Annotated in this window: 20 protein-coding genes and 1 tRNA gene; 12 read left to right on the top strand and 9 right to left on the bottom strand. The window is 64.7% G+C overall.

Features of this window, described 5'->3' with window-relative positions; all coding sequences use genetic code 11:
* Positions 1-136: 136 nt before the first annotated feature.
* The 5 genes from LIW09_RS12185 to LIW09_RS12205 form a co-directional block, all read right to left on the bottom strand.
* Positions 137-964 (bottom strand): RDD family protein, encoded by an 828-nt coding sequence (locus LIW09_RS12185; protein WP_256645868.1) that lies wholly within the window; start codon positions 962-964, stop codon positions 137-139.
* Positions 961-1,581: a DUF4339 domain-containing protein gene (locus LIW09_RS12190; RefSeq protein WP_256645869.1), complete on the bottom strand. Its 621-nt coding sequence runs from the start codon at positions 1,579-1,581 to the stop codon at positions 961-963. Before LIW09_RS12190 ends, LIW09_RS12185 begins: the two co-directional genes overlap by 4 nt.
* 28 nt (positions 1,582-1,609) lie before the next feature.
* Positions 1,610-2,101, bottom strand: coding sequence for a DUF494 family protein (locus tag LIW09_RS12195; protein ID WP_256645870.1), 492 nt, complete (start codon positions 2,099-2,101; stop codon positions 1,610-1,612).
* Between the two features lie 47 nt (positions 2,102-2,148).
* Positions 2,149-3,279, bottom strand: a complete 1,131-nt coding sequence (gene dprA, locus LIW09_RS12200; RefSeq protein WP_256645871.1) for a DNA-processing protein DprA — start codon at positions 3,277-3,279, stop codon at positions 2,149-2,151.
* Between the two features lie 75 nt (positions 3,280-3,354).
* On the bottom strand, positions 3,355-4,482 hold the full coding sequence (locus tag LIW09_RS12205; protein WP_256647242.1) for a LysM peptidoglycan-binding domain-containing protein: 1,128 nt from the start codon (positions 4,480-4,482) through the stop codon (positions 3,355-3,357).
* Positions 4,483-4,700: 218 nt separating this feature from the next.
* Between LIW09_RS12205 and def the strand changes: the two genes are divergently transcribed.
* The 4 genes from def to LIW09_RS12225 are packed head-to-tail and all read left to right on the top strand — an operon-like array spanning position 4,701 to position 9,099.
* Complete coding sequence (gene def, locus LIW09_RS12210) at positions 4,701-5,210, top strand: peptide deformylase (protein ID WP_256645872.1); 510 nt, start codon at positions 4,701-4,703, stop codon at positions 5,208-5,210.
* Positions 5,211-5,214: 4 nt separating this feature from the next.
* The gene (gene fmt, locus LIW09_RS12215; RefSeq protein WP_256645873.1) at positions 5,215-6,132 is read left to right on the top strand and encodes a methionyl-tRNA formyltransferase; all 918 of its coding nucleotides are present in this window, start codon (positions 5,215-5,217) and stop codon (positions 6,130-6,132) included.
* On the top strand, positions 6,129-7,415 hold the full coding sequence (gene rsmB / locus LIW09_RS12220) for a 16S rRNA (cytosine(967)-C(5))-methyltransferase RsmB (protein WP_256645874.1): 1,287 nt from the start codon (positions 6,129-6,131) through the stop codon (positions 7,413-7,415). Before fmt ends, rsmB begins: the two co-directional genes overlap by 4 nt.
* A 22-nt stretch (positions 7,416-7,437) precedes the next feature.
* A complete protein-coding gene (locus tag LIW09_RS12225; protein WP_256645875.1) occupies positions 7,438-9,099 on the top strand; it encodes an ArnT family glycosyltransferase in 1,662 nt (553 codons plus the stop codon).
* 108 nt (positions 9,100-9,207) lie between these two features.
* Here the strand turns inward: LIW09_RS12225 and LIW09_RS12230 are convergent, their stop codons facing one another.
* The 4 genes from LIW09_RS12230 to LIW09_RS12245 are packed head-to-tail and all read right to left on the bottom strand — an operon-like array spanning position 9,208 to position 12,811.
* Positions 9,208-10,044, bottom strand: coding sequence for a glycosyltransferase family 2 protein (locus LIW09_RS12230; protein ID WP_256645876.1), 837 nt, complete (start codon positions 10,042-10,044; stop codon positions 9,208-9,210).
* A gap of 16 nt (positions 10,045-10,060) precedes the next feature.
* Entirely contained in the window at positions 10,061-10,882 is an 822-nt protein-coding gene (locus LIW09_RS12235; protein ID WP_256645877.1) for a glycosyltransferase family 2 protein, read from the bottom strand.
* Positions 10,833-11,867 carry a UDP-glucose 4-epimerase GalE gene (gene galE, locus LIW09_RS12240; protein WP_256645878.1) on the bottom strand — a complete coding sequence of 345 codons (1,035 nt, stop codon included), beginning with the start codon at positions 11,865-11,867 and terminating at the stop codon, positions 10,833-10,835. Before galE ends, LIW09_RS12235 begins: the two co-directional genes overlap by 50 nt.
* 2 nt (positions 11,868-11,869) lie before the next feature.
* Complete coding sequence (locus LIW09_RS12245; RefSeq protein WP_256645879.1) at positions 11,870-12,811, bottom strand: lauroyl acyltransferase; 942 nt, start codon at positions 12,809-12,811, stop codon at positions 11,870-11,872.
* Positions 12,812-12,879: 68 nt separating this feature from the next.
* On the opposite strand from LIW09_RS12245, the gene dtd reads away from it, so the two are divergent.
* The 8 genes from dtd (at position 12,880) to LIW09_RS12285 (ending at position 21,851) form a co-directional block, all read left to right on the top strand.
* A complete protein-coding gene (dtd, locus tag LIW09_RS12250) occupies positions 12,880-13,320 on the top strand; it encodes a D-aminoacyl-tRNA deacylase (protein WP_256645880.1) in 441 nt (146 codons plus the stop codon).
* A 99-nt stretch (positions 13,321-13,419) separates the two neighbouring features.
* Entirely contained in the window at positions 13,420-15,273 is a 1,854-nt protein-coding gene (rpoD, locus tag LIW09_RS12255) for an RNA polymerase sigma factor RpoD (RefSeq protein ID WP_256645881.1), read from the top strand.
* A gap of 178 nt (positions 15,274-15,451) precedes the next feature.
* Positions 15,452-15,528, top strand: a tRNA-Ile gene (locus LIW09_RS12260).
* A gap of 213 nt (positions 15,529-15,741) precedes the next feature.
* Positions 15,742-16,005 carry a type II toxin-antitoxin system TacA family antitoxin gene (locus tag LIW09_RS12265; RefSeq protein WP_256645882.1) on the top strand — a complete coding sequence of 88 codons (264 nt, stop codon included), beginning with the start codon at positions 15,742-15,744 and terminating at the stop codon, positions 16,003-16,005.
* Positions 16,006-16,008: 3 nt separating this feature from the next.
* Positions 16,009-16,497, top strand: coding sequence for a GNAT family N-acetyltransferase (locus tag LIW09_RS12270; RefSeq protein ID WP_256645883.1), 489 nt, complete (start codon positions 16,009-16,011; stop codon positions 16,495-16,497).
* A 379-nt stretch (positions 16,498-16,876) separates the two neighbouring features.
* The gene (locus tag LIW09_RS12275; RefSeq protein ID WP_256645884.1) at positions 16,877-18,241 is read left to right on the top strand and encodes a DNA cytosine methyltransferase; all 1,365 of its coding nucleotides are present in this window, start codon (positions 16,877-16,879) and stop codon (positions 18,239-18,241) included.
* Positions 18,157-20,355 (top strand): hypothetical protein, encoded by a 2,199-nt coding sequence (locus tag LIW09_RS12280; protein WP_256645885.1) that lies wholly within the window; start codon positions 18,157-18,159, stop codon positions 20,353-20,355. Before LIW09_RS12275 ends, LIW09_RS12280 begins: the two co-directional genes overlap by 85 nt.
* Positions 20,352-21,851, top strand: coding sequence for a hypothetical protein (locus tag LIW09_RS12285; protein WP_256645886.1), 1,500 nt, complete (start codon positions 20,352-20,354; stop codon positions 21,849-21,851). The genes LIW09_RS12280 and LIW09_RS12285 overlap by 4 nt, the downstream gene beginning before the upstream one ends.
* The last annotated feature ends 36 nt before the right edge of the window (positions 21,852-21,887 follow it).

Here is a 21,887-nt window from a genome sequence, read left to right on the forward strand (position 1 = left end):
TGCGGGTTCCGGTGCTGCGATGGGGCGGCAGGACGCAGCCGCAGAAGCCGACGCCCGGAGCAATAGCCCCGGGCGCCTATTTATAGTGGAATCACGGATCGGCCCGGCTTGTCAAGCGCGGGACGACGCGATGCACTCAATGAGCGTTGGCCGCCGCCAGGCCGACCGCGACCACGATCACGCCAATGCCCACCAGAATCATCAGTCCGTACAAGGCGAGGACGACGATGGTCACGGCTCCCAAATCCGGTCGCTGCCATTCGGGGTGCGCGGTGAAGGCCCATTTGTCGACGACCACGGTGTCGCACATCATGTCGTGGAGCGAGCGCTTGCGGTCGGTGAATCCGGCCATGATGAAGCCGATGCCCAGCGTGATCGAACTGACGAACAGGGCGAAGTAACGCCCCACCCCGCGCAGGAAGCCGATCCGCTCCCCGTCGCTCCGGACTACCTTGATGCCCACGGCCATTTTGCCCAGGGTAGCCATCGACGATGACGCGTGAAACCCGGCGAAGTAAGCCAGGCCGATCACCAGGCCAACGACGTTGCCAAGCAGTTGGATCGCCATCAGGGCGCCCGAGTCCGCATTGCCGCCGCCCAGCAACAATGCGCCGATCACCCCGCCCATCACCCCGCCGATGACCGCGCTGACGAGCCCGGAGAGTGTGGCATCGATGCAATAGGCGGCCACCCGTTTCCAGAAGCCCGCATAGACCACCGCGCCTCCGGCCACCGGTCGCAGCTCGACGTCGACGTTCGCGGATGGTGGCGAATACGGCGATGACGCCTCGCGGAGACCCAGTTCGTCCAGCAGGCCCGCCAGTGGCTGCCACTGCGGCAGGCCTTCGCGCCAGGCCAAGGTATTGCCATCGAGCAAGCCGGCGCGATAGAGGCGCACGAATTCGTCTGCATCCACTGGGCCGTGTTGCCGGCGCTCGCGGTCTGTGTAGTACCACTGACTCATCGCGATTCCACCGGGGCCAGCGCGCACGTGGCCGACTGCAGTTCGCAGGTCACGGGGGCCTTGCCCGGTTCACGCGGAATGGCGGTGATGGTGACCTGCTCCGAGCTGGCGGAATCGGCCTCGGCGCAGGCACGGCGCGGGGGTGCCGGCGGAACCTCGCCATTGGCCAGCGCAGCGGTGGCCGTATTGGCATAGGCCTTTGTTTCCGCCAGGCAGGCACCCTCGGCCGCACGGACGCGGTAATTGTCATAGGCGGGCAGGGCAATGGCCGCCAGAATCGCAATCATCGGGATCGCCAGCACCGCCGCGACGATGATCGCGATCAGGCAACCCGACATTCCCTTGCGCGGCGGCGGACCAGCCGGCGGCGAATATCCGGGCGCGATGCGCGGAGTCGGCGGGGGTGGCGGCGGCAGCGGGGGCGGTGTCGGTGTGCGGGGATCGGGTGCTATGCCGAGTTCTCCGAACATCTCCGACAGCGGGCGCCAATCCTCCAGTCCTTCGTGCCATACCAGCGCGGTTGGCGCCAGCTCGCCCCTGCGGTAACGCTCCACCAGTTCCGTGGCACTGACCGGGCCCTGGCGTGTGCGGCCGTCAGCGGCGTAATGCCAATCCATCATTCATTTCCCCCTGCGGCACGCGGCGTCAATGCACCGGTTCCGGTTCGTCCAGATACATCTGCGTTTCCATCCAGGCATAAGCCGCCTCGCTGCCGGGCTGGTTGAACAGCACCATCAGAACCACCCATTTCAGGTCGTCCAGGTCCAGCTCGTCCTGATCCAGGGCCATGGCGCGATCCAGCACCAGCTCGCGCTGGTCGGCATCCAGCACGGCTTGCTGCTCGAGAAACAGCAGGAAGCCGCGCGCTTCCACGTCCAGCTTGTCCAGCTCCTGGCCGTGGTACACCCGGGTGGGACCGCTGGCGCGCGGGACGCCCGGCGCCGGACGCTGCTGCGCCAGCGCATTCAGCCAATCGAATGCCTTGCGGATCTCGGTGGGCGAGAAGCCGGCCTCGATCAATTCGCCCATCAGCGAACCCTCTTGCCCGGCCGATGCGTCACCCGGAACAAGGTCGATATCGTTGGCGAAGTAGTGTTCGAACAGGTACAGCAGGACATCCAGGATGCTTTCTTTCATGTCCTCGGCCCGCGCCACCACGGCGCAATGCAAGCAAATTGCCGGATTCAACGGCTTACCCGGCTGTAGCGCCCATGCGCGGACGCAACCCGTCCTTCCAGTTCCAGTGCCAGCAGCATGGAGGACAGTTCGGCCACCGTCAATCCGCTGCGATCCGCCAGTTCATCCATACCGGTTGGGTCATGCCCCAATGCATCCCACAACCGGTTGTAGCCGGGAGGCTCTTCCAGCGGGGCCAAGGCATGCGCCTGCGGAGTCGCCGCATCGGCCTCCAATTCCCCGCGCAATGCCCGCATCAGGTCCAGAACCAACGGCGCCAACGCATCGACGATTTCGCCAGGGGTTTCCACCAGCGCCGCGCCTTCGCGGATCAGGCGATGGCAGCCGCGCGCCATCGGGTTGAGGATGGAACCCGGCAATGCGAATACTTCGCGCCCGGCGTCCGCGGCCTGCCGCGCCGTGATCAGCGCGCCCGACTGCAGGGCCGCCTCGACCACCAGGGTGCCCAGGCTGAGCCCGGCCAGGATCCGGTTGCGGCTGGGGAAATGCGGGCGCAGCGGCTGGGTTCCCGGCGGGTACTCGGAAACCACCGCTCCCTCCGCCGCGATCTGCGCCAGCAGCGCGCGGTGGCGCGCCGGATACGCCACATCGGGACCGGTGCCGAGCACCGCCACGGTGACTCCGCTGGCCGCCAGCGTTGCAACATGTGCGGCGGCATCGATCCCCGCCGCCAGGCCGCTGGCAATCGCCAGCCCGGCCGCAGCCAGCTCGCGCGCGAAGCGGGCCGCATGGGCGCAGCCGCCGGTGGTGGCCGCGCGGCTGCCGACGATGGCCAGCATCGGTCGCCACAGCAGGGTCGGATCACCCGCCACGAACAACAGGGCCGGCGGCGAGGCGATTCGCCGCAGCAGGGGCGGATAGGCCGAACTCCCCCAGCCCAGCAGATGGTGGTTCGGCGCCTCCAGCCAACGCAGGCTTGGCGCAAGCGCTTCGCCGTCTGGCTTGCGGATGGCATTGCAGGCCTCGGGCCGCAGGCCGTGGCTGGCCCAATCACGCGGGCCGGCGCCGAGCGCGGCCACCGCGTTGCCGTGGGTATCCAGCAAGCGGCGCAGGGCGGATGCGGCAGCGCCGCTGTGCAGCAGGCGCAGGAGAGCTTCATGTTCACTGTCGACGGTCATGCCGCCAGCATTGCCCGCACACAGCAACGGCGCCCTCGGGCGCCGTTGCGATCTTGCGTCAGGATTTTCCGAACTTCAGTAGGGCGCGTCGGGGTGCTTGAGTTCGTCGCCAATCCGAACCGGCTTGATGCTGCTCATCACCAGCGCGTAACTGACATTGTCGAAGGTGCGGAACACCATCGCGTGCCCGGCAAACTCATCCGGCAGGCGCACCTTGTGCTCGGACAGGGTCAGATCCTCGTTCGCATCCAGCCCATCCTTGACCTTGTCGGTCACCGAATCACCGCGCTTCCACAGCGAGAACACGGTGCCGTTATCAATCCCCTCGCGGGCACCGCCGGAAATCGCGATCACGTCGCGCGTGCCGCCGAACTTGTCGTGGTCGGCCACCGACATCACCGTCAGGCGACCATAGTCAGCCTGCTGGCGCGGCGGGTGCGGGAAGAACTGCAGGTCGTAGGGCTTGGCCTCGACGGGCAGCAACCGATCACCCGCACGCACGTCGCGACCCTCGGCACCCAGCAGCAAGGTGGAGGCTTGAATGCCGGCCACTTCGCCACGCGTCACCGTCCCGGTGGCCTGCGTGACCAGCTCGTAGCCCAGGAATTCGGTGTTCTTGCTGGGGAATACCGCATTGCTCCACAGCGTGCCGTCATCCAGCCCGGCGCGCCCGCGTGCATCGAGGTCCTGCGTCTGGAACAAGTCGCAGCACATGCCGGCGCGCTCCACCATGCGATAGCGCTTTTCGGCACGCACGACCAGATAGCGCTGCCCCGGGGCAACCCCCTCCAGGCCGCGTACATAGACCACCTGCCCGCTGATGCCGCGCATGTGCCCATCTTCCAGACCCACCACATAGGGCAGGTTGGAGATGTCCGAGACGATGCGCATGTCCTTCAGGAATGGCTCGATCTCGGCCAGCGGCACCGCATTGACCGGACTTTCGCTGCGCGCACCCGGCTGCACCGCAACCCGATCCAGATAGGCCAGACTGACCACGTCGCCCGGATAGATCAGGTGCGGGTTCTTGATCTGCGGATTGGCCTGCCAGATTTCAGGCCACAGCCACGGCTTCTTCAGGAAGCGCGCGGAAATGTCCCACAGGGTATCGCCACGTTTGACGACGTAGCTGTCCGGATGGTCGCCGCGTAATTCGACGGCGGCCGCGTAAGTCGCCACCGTCAGCAACGCGGCAGCAAGCATGATGCGCAGCCCGCGCGGACGCGGCGCATTGACACGCACCAGATTGGAAACACGTTCAAGCATGTTCGCTATCTCCCCGCTCCCTATGGCGAAAATCCCCCGAAGCTTGCGCAATATAGCCCACAAACCAAGCCGACTGGCAAGCGGCTGTGCAGCTTGGCCGCGATACAATGGGCCAGCCGCGGCCGAAGGGGCCGCCGTTTCCCCGGATTCTTGCCATGGCTTTGCTCCCGATCCTCGAGTTTCCCGACCCGCGCCTGCGCACCAAGGCCGCCGCCGTGGATCCGGCGGAATTGGCTGCGGAAGCGTTCCAGACCTTGTTCGACGACATGTTCGAAACCATGTACGAAGCCCCCGGGATCGGCCTTGCCGCCAGCCAGGTGGACGTGCACAAGCGCTTCATGGTGATTGACGTCACCGAGGACCGAAGCCGGCCACTGGTGTTCGTCAATCCGCGCATCACCGCGCGCCAAGGCGAGCAGGTCTACCAGGAGGGCTGCCTGTCGGTGCCCGGTATCTATGCCGACGTCACCCGCAGCGACACCATCACGGTGGAGGCACTGGATCGGCATGGCCAGCCGTTCACTCTGGAGACGGATGGCGTGCTGGCGGTGTGCGTCCAGCATGAAATGGATCATCTGGAAGGCAAACTGTTCGTTGACTACCTGTCGCCGCTCAAGCGCGAGATGGTGCGCAAGAAGCTGCTGAAGGCCAAGCGGGCCGCCTGAGCCCATGCGCATCGTCTTCGCCGGCACGCCGGACTTCGCCGTGCCCTGCCTGCGCGCCGCCGCCTCCAAGGGCGACGTGGTGGCGGTCTACACCCAGCCGGATCGGCCCGCCGGCCGCGGCCGCGGGCTGACGCCCTCGCCGGTCAAACTGGAAGCCGTGCAGCGCGGCATCCCGGTGCATCAGCCGGAAAATTTCCGCAGCGCCGAATCCAGGCGCGCGCTCCGCGCACTCAAGCCCGACCTGATGGTGGTGGTCGCCTACGGGCTGATCCTGCCGCAGTCGGTATTGGACATTCCCGAGTTCGGCTGCTGGAACGTGCATGCCTCGCTGTTGCCGCGCTGGCGCGGTGCGGCGCCGATCCAGCGCGCCATCGAAGCCGGCGATTCGCGCACCGGGGTTTGCCTGATGCAGATGGAAAAAGGCCTGGACACTGGCCCGGTGTTGCTGGCACAGGCCATCGACATCGGCGCGGATGAAACCGGCGGCCAGCTGCATGACCGCCTTGCAGCACTTGGCGCGCGCGTGCTGTCCGATGCGCTGGGCCTGCTGCGCGCCACGCTTCACCTGCCGCCGCATCCGCAGCCCAGCGAAGGCGTGACGTACGCGCACAAGCTCGACAAAGCCGAGGCCAGACTGGACTGGTCGCAGCCGGCCGTCGCGCTGGCGAACAAGGTGCGCGCATTCAACCCATGGCCCATCGCGGAAGCGCAGTTGGCCGGTGAGCGCGTGCGCATCCACGCCGCTGCCGCACTGGATGAGGTGCACGGCGCCGCGCCCGGCAGCGTGCTGCGCGCGGGCCGCGACGGCATCGACATCGCCTGCGGGCAAGGTGCGCTGCGCATCCGCACGCTGCAGCGCGACGGCGGCAAGGCCATCGCCGCCGCCGATTACCTCAACGCACGCCGCGACCTGCTCGCATGAGCGACGGCGTTGCTGCCCGCACCAGCGCGGCCGGGGTGTTGGACGCGGTTCTCCACCACGGGCGCTCGCTGAAGGCGGCGTTGGCCGCAGCCCTGCCCACTCTGGATGACGTGCGCGACCGCGCGCTGGTGGAAGCCATCGTGCTGGGCGCGCTGCGCCGACGCGCGGCGTTCAATGCCGCGCTGGACGGCTGGTTGCCCAGACCGCTGGGCGGGCGTGACGGCGCGCTGCGTTCGCTGCTGCTGGCCGGCTTCGCACAGTTGGAGATGGGCCTGCCCGCGCATGCGGCGGTGGCTGCCACCGTGGATGCCGCGCGCGCAATGGGTCGCACGCATCAGGCCGGGATGGTCAACGCACTGCTGCGCCGGGCGCAGCGCGAGGGCCTGCCGGCCAGCGCGCCCGGTGACGAATGGCCGCATTGGCTGGCGCAGCAGGTACGCGTGGACTGGCCGCAACAGGCGGAGTCGGTTTTCAGCGCCAGCGCGCAGGCCGCGCCGATGTGGCTGCGGATCCATCGCGGCATCACCACGCGCCAGGCCTACCTCGCCACGCTGCACGATGCGGGCATTCAGGCGCATGCCGACGCCCACCTTCCCGATGCAATCCGGCTGGATACGCCGCTGCCGGTGCAACAGTTGCCCGGCTTCAGCGCAGGTGCCGTGTCCGTGCAGGACGGCGCCGCGCAGGCGGTGGCCGATGCGCTTGCAGCGCCCGCCGGCGCGCGCGTGCTGGATGCCTGCGCCGCACCCGGCGGCAAGGCCGCGCATCTGGCCGAACGCGACACATCCCTGCGCATCACCGCGCTCGATATGGATGCGCGCCGCGTGCGCCGGATGCAGGAAACATTCGCACGCCTGCAGCTGGTGGGCATCGACGCGCGCGCCGCCGATGCCATCCACCCCGATGACTGGTGGGACGGTACGCCGTTCGACGCCATCCTGATCGACGCCCCGTGCAGCGCCAGCGGCATCGTGCGCCGCCAGCCCGACGTGCTGCTGCACCGGCGCGCGAGCGACATCGCGGCACTCGCGGCCACTCAGGCCGGCTTGCTTGACGCGCTGTGGCCGCTGCTCGCCCAAGGCGGCGTGCTGGTGTATGCCACCTGTTCGATCCTGCGTGCGGAAAACACCGCGCAGATCGCCGCGTTCCTGGCGCGCACGCCGGGCGCCGTCATCGAGCCGCTGGGCGCGCACTTCGGCCACGACACCGGCACCGGCAGCCAGCGATTTCCGGGTGACGGCGGCATGGACGGCTTTTTCTGCGCGCGCTTGAGAAAGCAGTAACACTCCGCCCATGCTGCCCGCGATGACCCGTACCCAACGCGATACCTGGCTTTTCTGGCTGTTCGCCCTGCTGATCCTGGCCACGGGGCTGGGCCTGCGCGACCCGTGGCCGGCCGACGAGCCGCGTTTCGCGCTGGTGGCCAGGCACATGGTGGAAAGCGGCGACTGGCTGTTCCCGCGGCGCGGCATCGAACTGTATTCGGACAAGCCGCCGCTGTTCATGTGGATGCAAGCGGGGCTGCTGTGGCTGACCGGCAACCTGCGCATCGCCTTCCTGTTGCCGTCGCTGCTGGCCGCGTTGGGCACGCTGTGGTGCGTGGTGGACTTGGGCAAGCGCCTGTGGACGCCACGCGTCGGCGTGCTGGCCGGCTTTGCGGTGCTGCTGACGATCCAGTTCACCTGGCAGGCCAAGAAGGCGCAGATCGATCCGCTGGTGGTGTTCTGGATCACCCTGTCCTGCTACGGCCTGCTGCGGCATGTGCTGCGCGGCCCCGACTGGCGGATGTGGATGCTGGGCTGGGCGGCGGCGGGACTGGGCACGATCACCAAGGGCGTCGGCGTGATCGCGCTTTTGCTGCTGATTCCCGCCGGCATCGCTTCGCTGCGCGGCTGGCCTGGCGTGCGCGTGCAGGCGCGCGACGCGGAATTCTGGCTCGGTCCGCTGGCCTTCGTCGCCGCCTGCGGGGTGTGGCTGGTACCGATGCTGGTCGCCGCGCTGGGCCACGGCGGTGGCGATTACCGTGCCTATGTCGATGACATCCTGCTGCGCCAGACCGTCACCCGCTATGCCAATTCCTGGCACCACGGCCAGCCGTGGTGGTACTTCATCGAGGTGGCGCTGACCGCGTGGCTGCCGATCATGCTGGCGCTGCCGTGGGCGCTGCCGGCATGGCGGCGGCGCCTGCAGCGACGCGACGTGCGTTATCTGCTGCCGCTGGGCTGGGTGCTGCTGGTGTTCGTGTTTTTCAGCATTCCCTCCGGCAAGCGCGACATGTACATCCTGCCCGCACTGCCGATGCTGGCGCTGGCGCTGGCACCGCTGCTGCCCGGCATCCTGCGCAAGCCCAACGCGCAGCGCCTGCTGCTGGGCTTCGTGCTGGCGTTCTCGCTGGCGACGTTGGGCGCGGGCCTTGCGATGCTGCTGGGCGAGCCGGGCTTCGAACGCAGATTCATGGAAGGCCGCGATGCACATGTCGCCGAGGGACTGGCGTGGATGTTCGCGGCCATCGGCGGCTTCGGCCTGGGCAGCGCGCTTTGGTTCGGCCGCCGCCGCGCACACGCCGCGCTGGTGACGATGCTGACCGCGCTGTGGCTGCTGTATTCGCTGGTCGGCGCGCCGCTGCTCAACGACGGCAGCTCCTCGCGCGGACTGATGCACGAGGTCGGCGCGGCGATCGGGCCCGATGCCGAACTGGGGCTGGTGGGCTGGCGCGAACAGCAGTTGTTGATGGCCGATCGTCCGGCCGCGGACTTCGGTTTCAAGCGGGACATCGCGCTGCAGTTCGCCGACGGCGTGCGCTGGCAGCACGCGCGCCCCGGGGCACGCTGGTTGCTGGTGGAGGGCGAGGCATTGCCGGCCTGCGTGGACAGGCTGCAGGCACGCGACATGGGCATGGCCAATGGGCGGCGCTGGTGGGTGTTGGCCGCCAGTGTGAGTATCACATGCGGTGCGAAGTCCAACTGATCGAGATTGCTGTCAAACTGCTTCCGCTTGCACCAACCAAATCTAACCGCGACGCGCACGCGGCTGGCCGCAGGGCAACGCCATCACTGGTGCTAACTGCGCCGTGCCCTAGCATCCTGCCCGCAGGTCAGGCAACGAATGCCTCTGGAATTCCTGCAAGTGCGCATCCAGTCCAAGCTCGCAACGCGTCAAATGCGATGCACGCGTTGCCGCAAGGTAATGATCATTCGCGCTGGCACCGTCCACATGGCGCTCGTTGTGGTGCAGGTGAAAGGCAAGCCCCGAATAGCGCAACTGCCGGCAACGCAAACCGGCATGCCAAGCGCGCCACGCCAATTCTTCGTCCTCACGCCCCCATCCTTGCATGCGCTCGTCAAAGCCATTGATGCGCAACAAGTCCGTCCGCCACCAGCCCTGGTTGCACGTCTTGATCGCGTGGGGAGACGTACGCCGGTTCAGTGCCAGCCAGGCACGCGACAACATCGGCAACCACAGCGCGTTGCGACGCCGTGCAATGCCTTTTGACAGGAAACCCGGGCATGCACCGACATCCTGCAGCATGCGCTCACGGAACCCGGGGGTAGTCAGCACACGCGACCCCTGCACGAAGGCACCAGCGCGCGCCGCCACAAGATGATCGGCAACGAACTCGCGGTGCAGCACCATGTCACCATCCAGCATCAGCACGTAGTCACCGCTGCATGCGGCGATCGCCCGATTGCGCGAACGCGCCGCCCGGAATCCCTCGTCCTCTTGCCAGCTATGGCGCAACGGCGCCGGGAAATCGCGGGCTCTTTCCCGCAGCATGGCGGCAGTATCGGGACGCGACCCGTCATCAGCCACGATCACCTCGTCGGGTAGCCTGGTTTGCCGCGCGACGCTGGCCAATACCAGTGCCAGCGCCTCCTTCCAGTTATAGGTCGTGATGATGAGGCTGATTTTCATGCAGCTGATTCCGGAGTCACAACAGGCCGTACTTCAATGCGGCATAGCGCGCATGCAGCCAATGAAAGTGCCATGCCCGAGGCCCGTCGAGCAGTCCACCGCGCACCACCAGGTTTTTCAGAAGGTATGCAGATGCCGCCAATGCGCCTCGCCCGAGTCGCGGCCTGCGTCCACGTGCACGCTGTTCGTCGGCCCAGAGACGTGCATACCGCTGCAGCTTCCCCCAGTACTCGCCAGCGCTGCGCGCGGTATCGTGCTCAAGCCGGATGTGGGAGCGCAGCACGCGTTTTCCGGCAAGCTCCAGGCATTCATGCACCTGCCGTGATGCATACCGCAGGTGCGGCCGGAACAGCCGCTCCAGCGGCTCTCTGGCAAAGCTCCCAAAAGCCATTGCGCACCCGAGAAAATGCGTCCTTCGCAACAATTGCCACGCATCAGCGTGATCCAGCCGACCACTGGCGAACAAGTCGCGCAAGCGCGACTGCGATTGCTGCGGCAACCATTCGTCGGCATCCAGAAGTATCACCCACGGCTGGTTGGCCTGCGCGATGGCGGCATTTTTTTGCGCCGCGAACCCAAGCCATGGCTGGCGGATGACCCTCGCACCCAAGGCTCGCGCAATCGCCACGGTGTCATCGGTCGACCCCGAGTCGAGCACCACCACCTCCGCACATACCGGCATCAGCGAGCCGACACAACGCGCGATGCGGTCCCCTTCATTGCATGCGATGACCACGCCAGAAATCGGCAGGCGGCAGGCGGAATGGTCGGCAGGCATGGCTTGATCCTCACGGAGGCGTGGAAGGATACCTGCCGAACACAGCGCAACCCAATTCAAGCCCGGCTCCCTGATACCGCTGCTCCCACGCCCACGCGTGCGCCACGATCGCATCCAGCCCTGCATGGCGCGGCTGCCAGCCCAGCGCCTCGTGCGCGGCGCGGGCGTCGGCCACCAGCACCGGCGGATCGCCTTCGCGGCGCGCGCCCGCGACCACCAGGATCGGATGGCCGGTGACGCGGCGCACCGCTTCGATCACTTCGCGCACCGAATAGCCATTGCCGTTGCCGAGGTTGTAGCGCGCGCTCTCGCCACCCGCGAGCAGCTGACGCAGCGCCAGCAGGTGGGCATCGGCCAGATCTTCGACGTGGATGTAGTCGCGCACGCAGGTGCCGTCCGGCGTGGCGTAGTCCTCGCCATACACCGTGATGTGCGGGCGGCGGCCGGACGCCACCTGCAGGATCAGCTGGATCAGGTGCGTCTCCGGCTCGTGGCATTCGCCCAGCGCGCCGTCGGGATCGGCGCCCGCCGCGTTGAAGTAGCGCAGGCAGACCGACTTCAGCCCGTAGGCGCGGTCGAAATCCTCCAGCATCTGCTCGACGAACCACTTGCTGCGGCCGTAGGGATTGATCGGCGCCTTCGGGTGCGCCTCGTCGATCGGTACGTATTGCGGGTCGCCGAAGATCGCCGCGGTGGAGGAGAAGATGAAGCGGGACACGTCGTGCGCGTGCATGCCATCAAGCAGCGCTTGGGTGGCGGTGACGTTGTTGCGGTAGTACTTCGCCGGATCGACCACCGACTCACCCACCTGGATGAAGCTGGCGAAGTGCATGACCGCAGCAGGGCGCACGTCGGCCAGCAGCGCGTCGACGAAGGCGGCATCGCCGATGTCGCCGACGTGCAGCGGCGCGCCCAGCACCGCTTCGCGATGGCCGGAGGAAAGATCGTCGGCCACTACCGCGTGGAAGCCGGCGCGGCGCAGCCGCTTGACCATGTGCGAACCGATGTAGCCGGCGCCGCCGACGACAAGGATGGTCTCTGGCATCGTCAAAATTCCTCTCTGCCGCGACGGCGGGACAGATCGTGATAGGGGTTTTCCTCGCCGCTGCCCGGTGGCCGCAGCGTGTAGCGCTTGTAGGTCCACTGGTACTGGGCAAAATCACGGCGCGCCACGGTTTCCACGCCGGCATTGAGCGCCGCAACGGCACGCCTGGGGTCGGCATCGTCCACGCCTTCCGACGCATGCTGCACGTGCAGTGCGAACTGCGGCGCGCCCTTGCCGGGCAGGCGCTGGCACCAGCACAGCAGCACCCGCGCGCCGCTGCGGTGGGCCAGGCGGCCCAGCAGGGTCATGGTCAGCGCCTGCCTGCCGAAGAACGGCGCGAATTCGCCCTCGCCGACCTTGGGCTGCTGATCCGGAAGAATGCCCACCACACCGCCTCTCTGCAGGCGCTTGAGCAGGGTGCGCACGCCGGCGGCTTCGGCGCGCACTTGTTCGACATCCCCGCCGGCATTGGCGCGCACCCGCCGCAGGAAGGCTTCGCCGATGGCGGATTCCGGCGGCCGGTACAGGATCGCCAGCGGGGTCTTGCTGGCCAGCCACTGGTTCAGCAGCTCCCAGTTGCCCATGTGCGGTGCCGCGATGATCAGGCCGCGCCCATCTCGCAGCGCGGCATCGAACACGTCTTCGCCGTGGATTTCGACGATGTCGGCCAGATTGCGCGCGACCGGGCGCGCCCACAGGCGCAGGGTCTCGAACGTCTGCCGGGCGGTGGTGCGCAGAATATCGGCCACAAGCGCTTCGCGTGCGGGGATGCCCAGCTCCGGGCGGATCAGCGCCAGGTTGCGCCGTGCCACCCGCGCCTCGCGCGCATCCAGCACGAGCCACAGCCGCGCCATGCCGTCGGCCAGCCCGCGCAGCAGCGACCACGGCAGTCGCGCAGCGGTCCAGGCAAGGGCGTACAGCAAGGCGGCGGCCAGTTCGGTCATCGGCGCATTGTAGGAGGCATTGGCCGGAACGCTTTGGCCGCCACCGGGACACTTCATACAATGGCGGCATGCTCGCCTTGATCCAGCGCGTGACCCAAGCCTCCGTCTCGGTGGATGACACCGTGGTAGGTCGCATCGGTGCCGGCCTGCTGGCACTGGTGGCGGTGGAGCCGGGTGATGCCGAACCGCAGTTCCAGCGGCTGGCGAAGCGCTTGCTCGGTTATCGGATTTTCGAAGATGATGCCGGCAAGATGAACCGCTCTCTCGCGGAGATCGGTGGCGGCTTGCTGCTGGTCAGCCAGTTCACGCTGGCCGCGGACACGCGCTCGGGCATGCGCCCCAGCTTCAGCACCGCAGCGCCTCCGGCAGAAGCTGAACAGGGCTTTGACCGGCTACTGGCCATTTGTCGGGAATTGCATCCCGCAGGGGTGGAAACCGGGCGCTTTGGTGCCCATATGGTGGTCAGCCTGGTCAATGACGGGCCGGCGACCTTCCTGTTGCGGCCCTGATTCCAATTCCATACGCAAGCGTATTGCGCGGCTGCGCAGTATAATGCTTGGTTCTGTTCCCTGCCTTCGCGCAGATCCCCACACACGGTAGCACCGCCCATGGCCAACGAACGGCAGACAGCCCCGCAGTCCGACATCAAGATCCTGATCAGCAAGGGTCTGGAGCAGGGCTATTTGACCTACGCCGAAGTCAACGACCACCTGCCCGACGACATGGTCGATCCGGAGCAGATCGAAGACATCATCGGCATGATCAACGGCATGGGCATCGAGGTGCATGAAGTTGCGCCCGATGTGGAAACCCTGCTGCTGGCCGGCCAGCAGGCCGGTGGCCGCGAGGTGGACGAAACCGCCGCCGAGGAAGCGGCCGCCGCATTGACGTCGCTGGACACCGAAGGCGGCCGCACCACCGACCCGGTGCGCATGTACATGCGCGAAATGGGCACGGTGGACCTGCTGACCCGCGAGGGTGAAATCGCCATCGCGAAACGCATCGAGGAAGGCCTGGCGCAGATGAACGCCGCGCTGGCCAGTTTCCCGCAGTCGGCACAGCTGCTGCTGGAGGACTACGAGCTGCACAAGGCCGGCAAGAAGCGCCTGGCCGAAATCGTGGTGGGCTTCAACGACGAGGAGCCCGAACCGGAACCTGCGCCGGTGGTCGAGGTCACCGAGAGCGAGGAGGCCGACGAAGACGATGATGACACCGCGACCGACGATGCCGACGAGCCGGGCCCGACCGGCCCCGATCCGGTCGAAGTGGCCGCGCGCATGGATGCCATGGCCGCGGCTTACGCCCGCTTCCAGAAGGCCTACGCCAAGGGCGGCGCGGACGCCAAGGCCGCGCTGAAGGCGCGCGAGGACATCGCCGCGATCTTCGTCACCTTCAAGCTGCCGCTGCCGCTGACCGACGTGCTGGTGCGCAGGCTGCGCGACGTGGTCAACCAGGTGAAGGAGCACGAACGCCGCATCCTCGACCTGAGCACGCGCGTCGCCAGAATGCCGCGCAAGGATTTCATCAAGGCGTGGGACGGCAACCAGACCAACCTGGAATGGGTGGACGAGCTGCTCAAGCGCAAGCAGAAGTGGGGCAGCGCCCTGCGCGACGTGCGCGAACAGATCATCGCCGAGCAGGAAGCGACCATCGTCATCGAGAAGTCGATGCAGGTGACGCTGACCGGCCTGAAGGACATCAACCGCGCGCTGTCCTACGGCGAGGCCAAGGCGCGCAAGGCCAAGAAGGAAATGGTCGAGGCCAACCTGCGCCTGGTGATCTCCATCGCCAAGAAGTACACCAACCGCGGCCTGCAGTTCCTCGACCTGATCCAGGAAGGCAACATCGGCCTGATGAAGGCGGTGGACAAGTTCGAGCACCGCCGCGGCTTCAAGTTCTCGACCTACGCCACGTGGTGGATCCGCCAGGCGATCACCCGCTCGATCGCCGACCAGGCGCGCACCATCCGCATCCCGGTGCACATGATCGAGACGATCAACAAGCTCAACCGCATTTCCCGCCAGATGCTCCAGCAGTACGGCCGCGAGGCCACGCCGGAGGAGCTGGCGAAGGAAATGGACATGCCCGAGGACAAGATCCGCAAGGTCATGAAGATCGCCAAGGAACCCATTTCGATGGAGACCCCGATCGGCGACGACGAAGACTCGCACCTGGGCGACTTCATCGAAGACACCAACGTGATGTCGCCGATGGATGCCACCACCGACATCAACCTCATCGAGACGGTGCGCGACGTGCTGGCCGGGCTGACCCCGCGCGAGGCCAAGGTGCTGCGCATGCGCTTCGGCATCGACATGAACACCGACCACACCCTGGAAGAAGTGGGCAAGCAGTTCGACGTCACCCGCGAGCGCATCCGCCAGATCGAGGCCAAGGCCCTGCGCAAGCTGCGCCACCCGTCGCGCTCGGAAACGCTGCGGAGCTTCCTCGATATCGAGTAAGCCGCACGAGGCAAGGAAGCAGAGAACCCGCCACTCGGCGGGTTCTTCGTTTGCGCCGCTACAATTATCGCTGCGGGCCTATAGCTCAATGGTCAGAGCAGAGGACTCATAATCCTTTTGAACAGCCCGACAGACGAAGGCGACAAGACCCGAGAGGCGGGGTCGAAAACTACAAAAAGGGCCTATAGCTCAATTGGTTAGAGCAGCGAACTCATAATTCGTTGGTTCCTGGTTCAAGTCCAGGTGGGCCCACCAATCACGCCTTTGGGACATGCCAGGCGTCGCGGAGAGGCACGCCAAGTCGCTTGGATTCCGAGAAAGGCGCTCGTATCACGAAACGCTGGCGCAGGCCTACGCCTACTTTGAAATGACGTTGGCTACTCAGCCGGGCACTGTATTCAGGCAACTCCGGATTGACATTTGACTTGCGTCAATTGTACGGTATTATTCCGTACAAGGAGAGCTGCCATGACCACTGCTGCCGCCCGTCTCGACCTGCGCCTGAACCCCACGGATAAGGCGCGTATTACCCGCGCCGCCGACCTGCGAGGCGTGCCGCTGTCTGCTTTCGTGCGTGATGCGGTACTGCGCGAGGCCGAGAACGTCATGGCTGCGGAACTGACCGTCACCCTGTCGGCGGAAGAATCCCGGCGCTTCCTCAAGGCGCTGGATGCCCCCTTCCAGCCCAATGCCAAGCTGAAGAAGGCCCTCGCCCGCGTCGGGCAGGCCTGATTCGTGCTGGTTGTCGAGCAACTCAAGCCCAAGCGGCACAACCGCGACGGGTTCACCTGTGGCGAGCCCACGCTGGATGCCTACCTGCGCCAGCAGGCCGCCCAGCATCACCGCGACGGTATCAGCACCACGCACGTCCTGGTGGATGACACCAAGCCGGCCAGCATCCTCGGCTACTACAGCCTGTCCGCTGCCCAGCTTCTGCTGGCCGACTTGCAGGACGCAGATCGAAAGCGCCTGCCCAACTACCCGGTGCCGGCCATCCGCATGGGGCGACTAGCCGTCTCGGCCAGTGAGCAGGGCAGGGGGCACGGCGATTACCTGCTGGCCCATGCCGTGGCACGCAGCCTGGGATTGCGCGAGCAGCTTGGCGTGCGCGTACTGCTGGTGGACACGCGGCACGAGAAAGCCGCCCGTTTCTATCGTGCTTATGGCTTCCGAGAAGCTACGGTGAATTCGCACACGCTGTATTTGACATTGGGGAGTCCATGAGCATGGCTGACGAAAATTCCACCAAGAGCACGCAAAACAGTCGCTTCTGGCGGGAAAAGTTCGCAGCGAACCAGGCCAGGGACCAACGAAATGCCCAGCGCCTCCGCCGCGAAGGCTGGTCGGTCCTGACTGTCTGGGAGGGTTCCCTGTCGACGGCCAAGTCACGCGACAGGTCCGTCCGAAAGTTATTGAATGCGTTGTCCCTGAGGCGCGGGGGCAAGCCCTAGGCATGCGGCGCGATGCGGCTGGAAGTGCTTCCCCCCGCCCTGAGGGAACTGTTACCCTGGAAGCCGACCGCCGGCGGCCCAGGGATGCATCGGGCGAGAAGAGCTCATCTTGCGCATTCAAGGTGCTGGCCGAAACCCCTTCGAGCCCGCCCATGGAAAACTCCGCCGTTCCCGCCCGCCCGACATTCATTGACCTCTTCTCGGGGTGCGGAGGGCTATCCCTGGGCCTGTCCCAGGCGGGCTGGCAGGGCCTGTTCGCGATCGAGCGCGCTACGGATGCGTTCGAAACCTTCCGCGCAAACTTCCTTGGCGAGGCGTCCCGGTGCCGATTCCAATGGCCGGCTTGGCTAGAACAGTCTGCTCACTCTATCGACGACGTCCTGAAAGCCCACCATGGCGAACTAGCGAAACTTCGCAACAAGGTCGATCTCATTGCAGGCGGGCCGCCCTGCCAAGGGTTCTCCTTCGCAGGTAAGCGGAACAACTCCGACCCCCGGAACAAGATGTTCCAGCGCTACGTATCTTTCGTGGAGCTCATCAACCCCAAGTTCCTCGTCCTCGAGAACGTGCCGGGCATGAACGTTGCCCACACCAAGCGCGGGAACAAGACGGCAAGGGCTGGACAAACCTATTACGACAAACTGCACGACGCCCTCGGTGAGCTTGGCTACACCGTCGGCCCGATGATCCTCGACACGGCAAATTTTGGCGTCCCGCAGCGGAGGGCGCGACTGGTCGTCATTGGGATCCGCTCGGACATGGTCAAGAAGTTCCCTTCTGGATGCACGGGCTTGTTCGATGCGATAGACGTCGAGGGGGGAAAGCAACTTTCGGAGCTAGGGAATGGGACCCCCGTGACTGCCCAGCAGGCCATTTCCGATCTGGTCGTCGGGACTGGGAAGCAGGTGGCGCAGCGCACCATTGAATACACCGGCTTCGGCGCCCGCCGTGGATACGTGCAACTGAAATACGAAGGCCCGCACGATACTGCTTACCAGCGGCTCATGAGCGCGGGCGTCGCCCCCGATCAGATGGACAGCATGCGGCTCGCGCGCCATGGGGAGGATGTAAGAGCGCGCTTTAAAAAAATTCTCGCCACTAGCCTCGCCACTAACCGCCGTGGGGTGAACCTGAGCAGTGACGACCGTGAGATCTTCGGTATGTTGAAGCACCGTACCGTGCCGATGTCGCCTACGCAGCCGGCGCCAACGCTCACTACGTTGCCTGATGACATCCTGCATTACAGCGATCCGCGGATCCTGACAGTGCGCGAATCCGCGCGGCTCCAGTCTTTCCCTGACTGGTTCACCTTCCATGGCAAGTACACGACCGGTGGCGATCGCCGTAAGGTCGAATGCCCCCGGTATACGCAGGTCGGCAACGCCGTGCCACCGTTGTTGGCCATGGCTATAGGTGCCGGAATCTTGACGGCATGGAAGTCGATCGACGCCAAGGCGAAAGGAAGCATTGGCAAGAAGACTGTCATCAAGAAACACATTGCCATGACAATGAGCTAGCCACGATGATTCCGCCGGGGGGGCGAATGAGTAAGTATCCAGAGGGGTTGCTCAACTGGTCCGGAGACAAGGCCGGCGGCGTCAAGAAGTTGTTTTACAAGGGAAGCGGACGCCCTTCTGGCGACGTGATCACGACGGGTTTGCTCACGCGGTTGCAAGCGTGGTCAAGGGACATCGCCAGTGGAAAGGATGGGACACCCAAGGCAATTTTCCTGATTGGCGGCCCAGGTAATGGCAAAACGGAGGCCGTCGAATTCACGATCCGCGGACTTGATGTCGCGATGCATCTCAACGGCGTATTGCTAGAAGAACTCGCGGCACTGTTCTCGGGCCAAGCCGGGGGGCACCCCGGCCGCTTGGTTAGGAGTGTGCAGACGCAATTCCCCGCGCACAGCAAAATCACTGCCATTTCCATCGTGCAGGATGGATCCGAAGCCAATCGTGGTGATCCGGCCACCCCTGCCGAGCATCTCTGCAACGACATCCGCTCCTTGTTAGGGCAAGGCGATGGACATGTCTACATAGCCTGCGTGAATCGTGGTGTTCTGGACGACGCGCTGATCCTGGCTACGGAACGCGATGAGCCCGAGGTTGGCGAGCTGGTCAAGAAAATCGTCCAATCAGCCTCACTTGGCTCAAGGGGAATCGCTTGTTGGCCGTTGGAGGGCTATTCGCGCTTTGCAGTGTGGCCGATGGACGTCGAATCCCTTGTTGAAGAGGCCAATGGCCAAGCAGCCAATTCCGCGGCGAGGCAAATCCTCGGTGTGGCGACCAACGCAGGGGATTGGCCGGAGTTCGGCGAGTGCACCGCAGGCGAATACTGTCCGTTCTGCACCAACCGAAAGCTCCTCGCCGGTGAGCCACATCGTTCTTCCTTCATTCGCGTCCTGCGATGGTTTGAACTGTCTAGTGGGAAGCGGTGGAATTTCCGCGACCTATTCTCGCTAACCGCCTATCTGCTTGCGGGCACTACGGAGTCCGAATCAAAGGGTGTCTATCAACCTTGCGAGTGGGCTAAGGCACAGCTCCAGCCGCGGGAATCCAATGCGGCCAAGCGGGAGATCAAGCGTGTCAGGGGCTTGTTCAAGCTGGTTGCCGCGCAATACCAGCACGTCCTTTTTGGCGCATGGCCTGTGGAAAGGGCTGCTGGGCTTAGGAACGACATCAAGGAGCTGAAGCTCGACGAGCAGCCGGCGCTAGCCGGCTTGCAGCAATTCCTATCGTTAGACAAGCGGAAAGAGGCCACCTCTACCTTGCGCACGCAGCTAGCAGGCATGAGGGTCTACCTTGACCCTGCAGTTGCAAGTCCTGCTATGGAAGTCGCCGTGAGCTCCAACACGACAATCAAGTTCGAAGACTTGGATCGGCGGTTCAGCCTGTCGATCAAGGAGGGCCGGACATTCCTTCAAAAGTACCAGTCCCTATCCGCACTTGAAATCGACTTGCTCAAGTCATTCGAGGAAGCAGATGCAATGCTCTCCGATGAGGCCATCCGGCGGCCTAAGCCTGCGATAGCGGAGCGCGTGCAAGCACTCATCAGGCTTGTTGCATGCAGGATTGCACGTCGTTCGGTGGGTGTTCGATCCGGCATTACCAAGGATTCGGATGTGCTGGTTGATTTTGACCAAGTCCTTAACGGCGATAGTAGCGCCCTGCAAGAAGCAAGGCAGCAGGTTGAAAACCTGCTCAACAAGGAACGACAGTTTCAAGTGAGCTTGAACACCACATTCGGCGAGCCACTGCCGCCGCCGGAACGAAGGGTGATGCTGACGACCGATATCCAAAAGGTCCGGCAAATGCCCTTCCAGCAAGGCGATAACAAGCCCAGACTGCCAGTGCGCTTCCTCAGTGTTGGCAGTGGCACTTCCGCACAACCCGTTGCCCTGACCTATGAGTTGTTCAAGGCCACCAAGTCCCTACGTAAGGGCATGGTTCCAGCCTCGCTGCCACGCTCGGTGGTGGCCCTCATCGACACGACGCGCGCGAAGCTGGCTGGGACCGTCGTCCGCGATGAAGACGCCCTGGAAGGTAGTGAAATCCAGCTTGGCATGAGGGATGACGTGATCGTGCGCAATTTCGGCACTTTCATCGTGCGCCGGGGGAATGGCCAATGACTATCGAGAAGTTCTTGGAGTCCCCTTGGGATACGCAGCACCCATTGTTCAGGGATGCCATTTTCAGCATCCATCGTGCACCAGAGTTTTCGACAGGAGAGGTCGTCCTATCCTCGTTGTATCGCGCATCCGGCTTTGAAGGGGTTTCGGAAGGTAAGGTAAAAAAGCATGGCGACGCGCTCAGCAAGGCCGCGGACAAAGCGCGAAAAAAAGAAGGTGGCAAGGGTGAAATCCAGCCTGACACGTGGCGTACGGTCCTAGATCGCCTAGTGCAGAGTCCGAAGGTTGCGCAACAGTCCTCTAAGCGCTTCATGTCGCTTTCCCCTGTGGTGCCGGACGCCGCGTTGTATTCAGGCGCGGCACGATTGACTGGCAACCCATGGAATCCAGGCCAGTTGGTGAAGCGCATCATCCAACTAGGAGCCACCTCGGACGCAGATGCATCAAGGGTGTGGGTGGGCCTGCACGACGCCTTGGGCATTGGGGCAAATGACGATGTCTGGGCGCGGTGGCTCCAGGAAGAATTCGAACTGCGCCGTCAGGGTGTGAACGGTTGGAAGCCTACCGACATGGCGCCCCTGGGCCTGTTTCCAAGCTCGGATAGAGCGGGCATCGAATACCCGGCAAAACAGTTCGTGGCGGATCTCGAAGGCATCATCGCCGCCAAGCCTTCGATGACTAGGCGGCAGTGGGTGAGCCTTCTGGAGGCCGTTCTCAGGATAGGAACCGTCAGTCACGTGCTTTGGATTTGCGACGTGAATGATCGCGTCTGGCGACTAGCGAGAAGCCTCGTTGAATCAGATATAGCCAGCATCCCTGCCACCGATGCCGAGTTAGCTAAACAGTTGCTTGCCGTGGATAGCCGAATGCTTTCATTCGGGCATCCCGCCATACCCATTTTGCGCGACTACGCGTCCAAGTACCTATCGGCCCGCCTTGGCTTGAACTGCATGTTGTGGGCGCTGGATGAAATGGGTGCCAAGGTCGCCAGGATGGATTCGGTCGCCGGCGCCCGTTCTTTTCTGGAGGCAATCGAGGCAAACAAGGACAAGCTTCGCGCAGCAGGCGTGCTTGATTCCTACCATCAACTTCAGGACCGGGAAGTGCGCACGATTGCCTGCAAGAAGGGCATTGGATCAAACCTCATGGAGTTCGCCCAGTACACTCTGGGGCAGCGCCAGACGATGGATGAGACATTGCGTGGCTACGACCAAGGGTATTTCTTGCGTAAACGTGGCGAAGCACGGAACTCCCCGTGGGTTTTGGCGCTGGGTCCCGCCTCGGTGTTGGCCATGGCCCATTGCTGCCTGCATGAGGTGAAAGGCCCTCGTTCCGTCCAACGATTGGCGAAGCACCTCTCATCCTACGGGATCGAATTCGACCTGCATGGGTTGAATGACAGTGACTTGGGCCGTCAATTGCGCATGCTTGGCTTGGTGCTTGATAGCCCAGATGCCGAAAGTGGCATGTTGCTGGTCCCCCCTTTTGCGATTTGATGTTGGTGCCGCCTTGAGCAAGCTTGCAAGTGAACT

The organism is Thermomonas paludicola (assembly GCF_024498955.1).
GTDB classification, from domain to species: Bacteria; Pseudomonadota; Gammaproteobacteria; order Xanthomonadales; family Xanthomonadaceae; genus Thermomonas; species Thermomonas paludicola.

Coding starts and splice junctions, on each gene's coding strand:
- LIW09_RS12190 (WP_256645869.1), bottom strand. CDS start 1,581: ATGGATTGGCATTACGCCGCTGACGGCCGCACACGCCAGGGCCCGGTC.
- fmt (WP_256645873.1), top strand. CDS start 5,215: ATGCGCATCGTCTTCGCCGGCACGCCGGACTTCGCCGTGCCCTGCCTG.
- LIW09_RS12205 (WP_256647242.1), bottom strand. CDS start 4,482: ATGCTTGCTGCCGCGTTGCTGACGGTGGCGACTTACGCGGCCGCCGTC.
- LIW09_RS12185 (WP_256645868.1), bottom strand. CDS start 964: ATGAGTCAGTGGTACTACACAGACCGCGAGCGCCGGCAACACGGCCCA.
- LIW09_RS12265 (WP_256645882.1), top strand. CDS start 15,742: ATGACCACTGCTGCCGCCCGTCTCGACCTGCGCCTGAACCCCACGGAT.
- LIW09_RS12280 (WP_256645885.1), top strand. CDS start 18,157: ATGGAAGTCGATCGACGCCAAGGCGAAAGGAAGCATTGGCAAGAAGAC.
- LIW09_RS12275 (WP_256645884.1), top strand. CDS start 16,877: ATGGAAAACTCCGCCGTTCCCGCCCGCCCGACATTCATTGACCTCTTC.
- dprA (WP_256645871.1), bottom strand. CDS start 3,279: ATGACCGTCGACAGTGAACATGAAGCTCTCCTGCGCCTGCTGCACAGC.
- dtd (WP_256645880.1), top strand. CDS start 12,880: ATGCTCGCCTTGATCCAGCGCGTGACCCAAGCCTCCGTCTCGGTGGAT.
- def (WP_256645872.1), top strand. CDS start 4,701: ATGGCTTTGCTCCCGATCCTCGAGTTTCCCGACCCGCGCCTGCGCACC.
- galE (WP_256645878.1), bottom strand. CDS start 11,867: ATGCCAGAGACCATCCTTGTCGTCGGCGGCGCCGGCTACATCGGTTCG.
- rpoD (WP_256645881.1), top strand. CDS start 13,420: ATGGCCAACGAACGGCAGACAGCCCCGCAGTCCGACATCAAGATCCTG.
- LIW09_RS12195 (WP_256645870.1), bottom strand. CDS start 2,101: ATGAAAGAAAGCATCCTGGATGTCCTGCTGTACCTGTTCGAACACTAC.
- LIW09_RS12285 (WP_256645886.1), top strand. CDS start 20,352: ATGACTATCGAGAAGTTCTTGGAGTCCCCTTGGGATACGCAGCACCCA.
- LIW09_RS12230 (WP_256645876.1), bottom strand. CDS start 10,044: ATGAAAATCAGCCTCATCATCACGACCTATAACTGGAAGGAGGCGCTG.
- LIW09_RS12245 (WP_256645879.1), bottom strand. CDS start 12,811: ATGACCGAACTGGCCGCCGCCTTGCTGTACGCCCTTGCCTGGACCGCT.
- rsmB (WP_256645874.1), top strand. CDS start 6,129: ATGAGCGACGGCGTTGCTGCCCGCACCAGCGCGGCCGGGGTGTTGGAC.
- LIW09_RS12225 (WP_256645875.1), top strand. CDS start 7,438: ATGACCCGTACCCAACGCGATACCTGGCTTTTCTGGCTGTTCGCCCTG.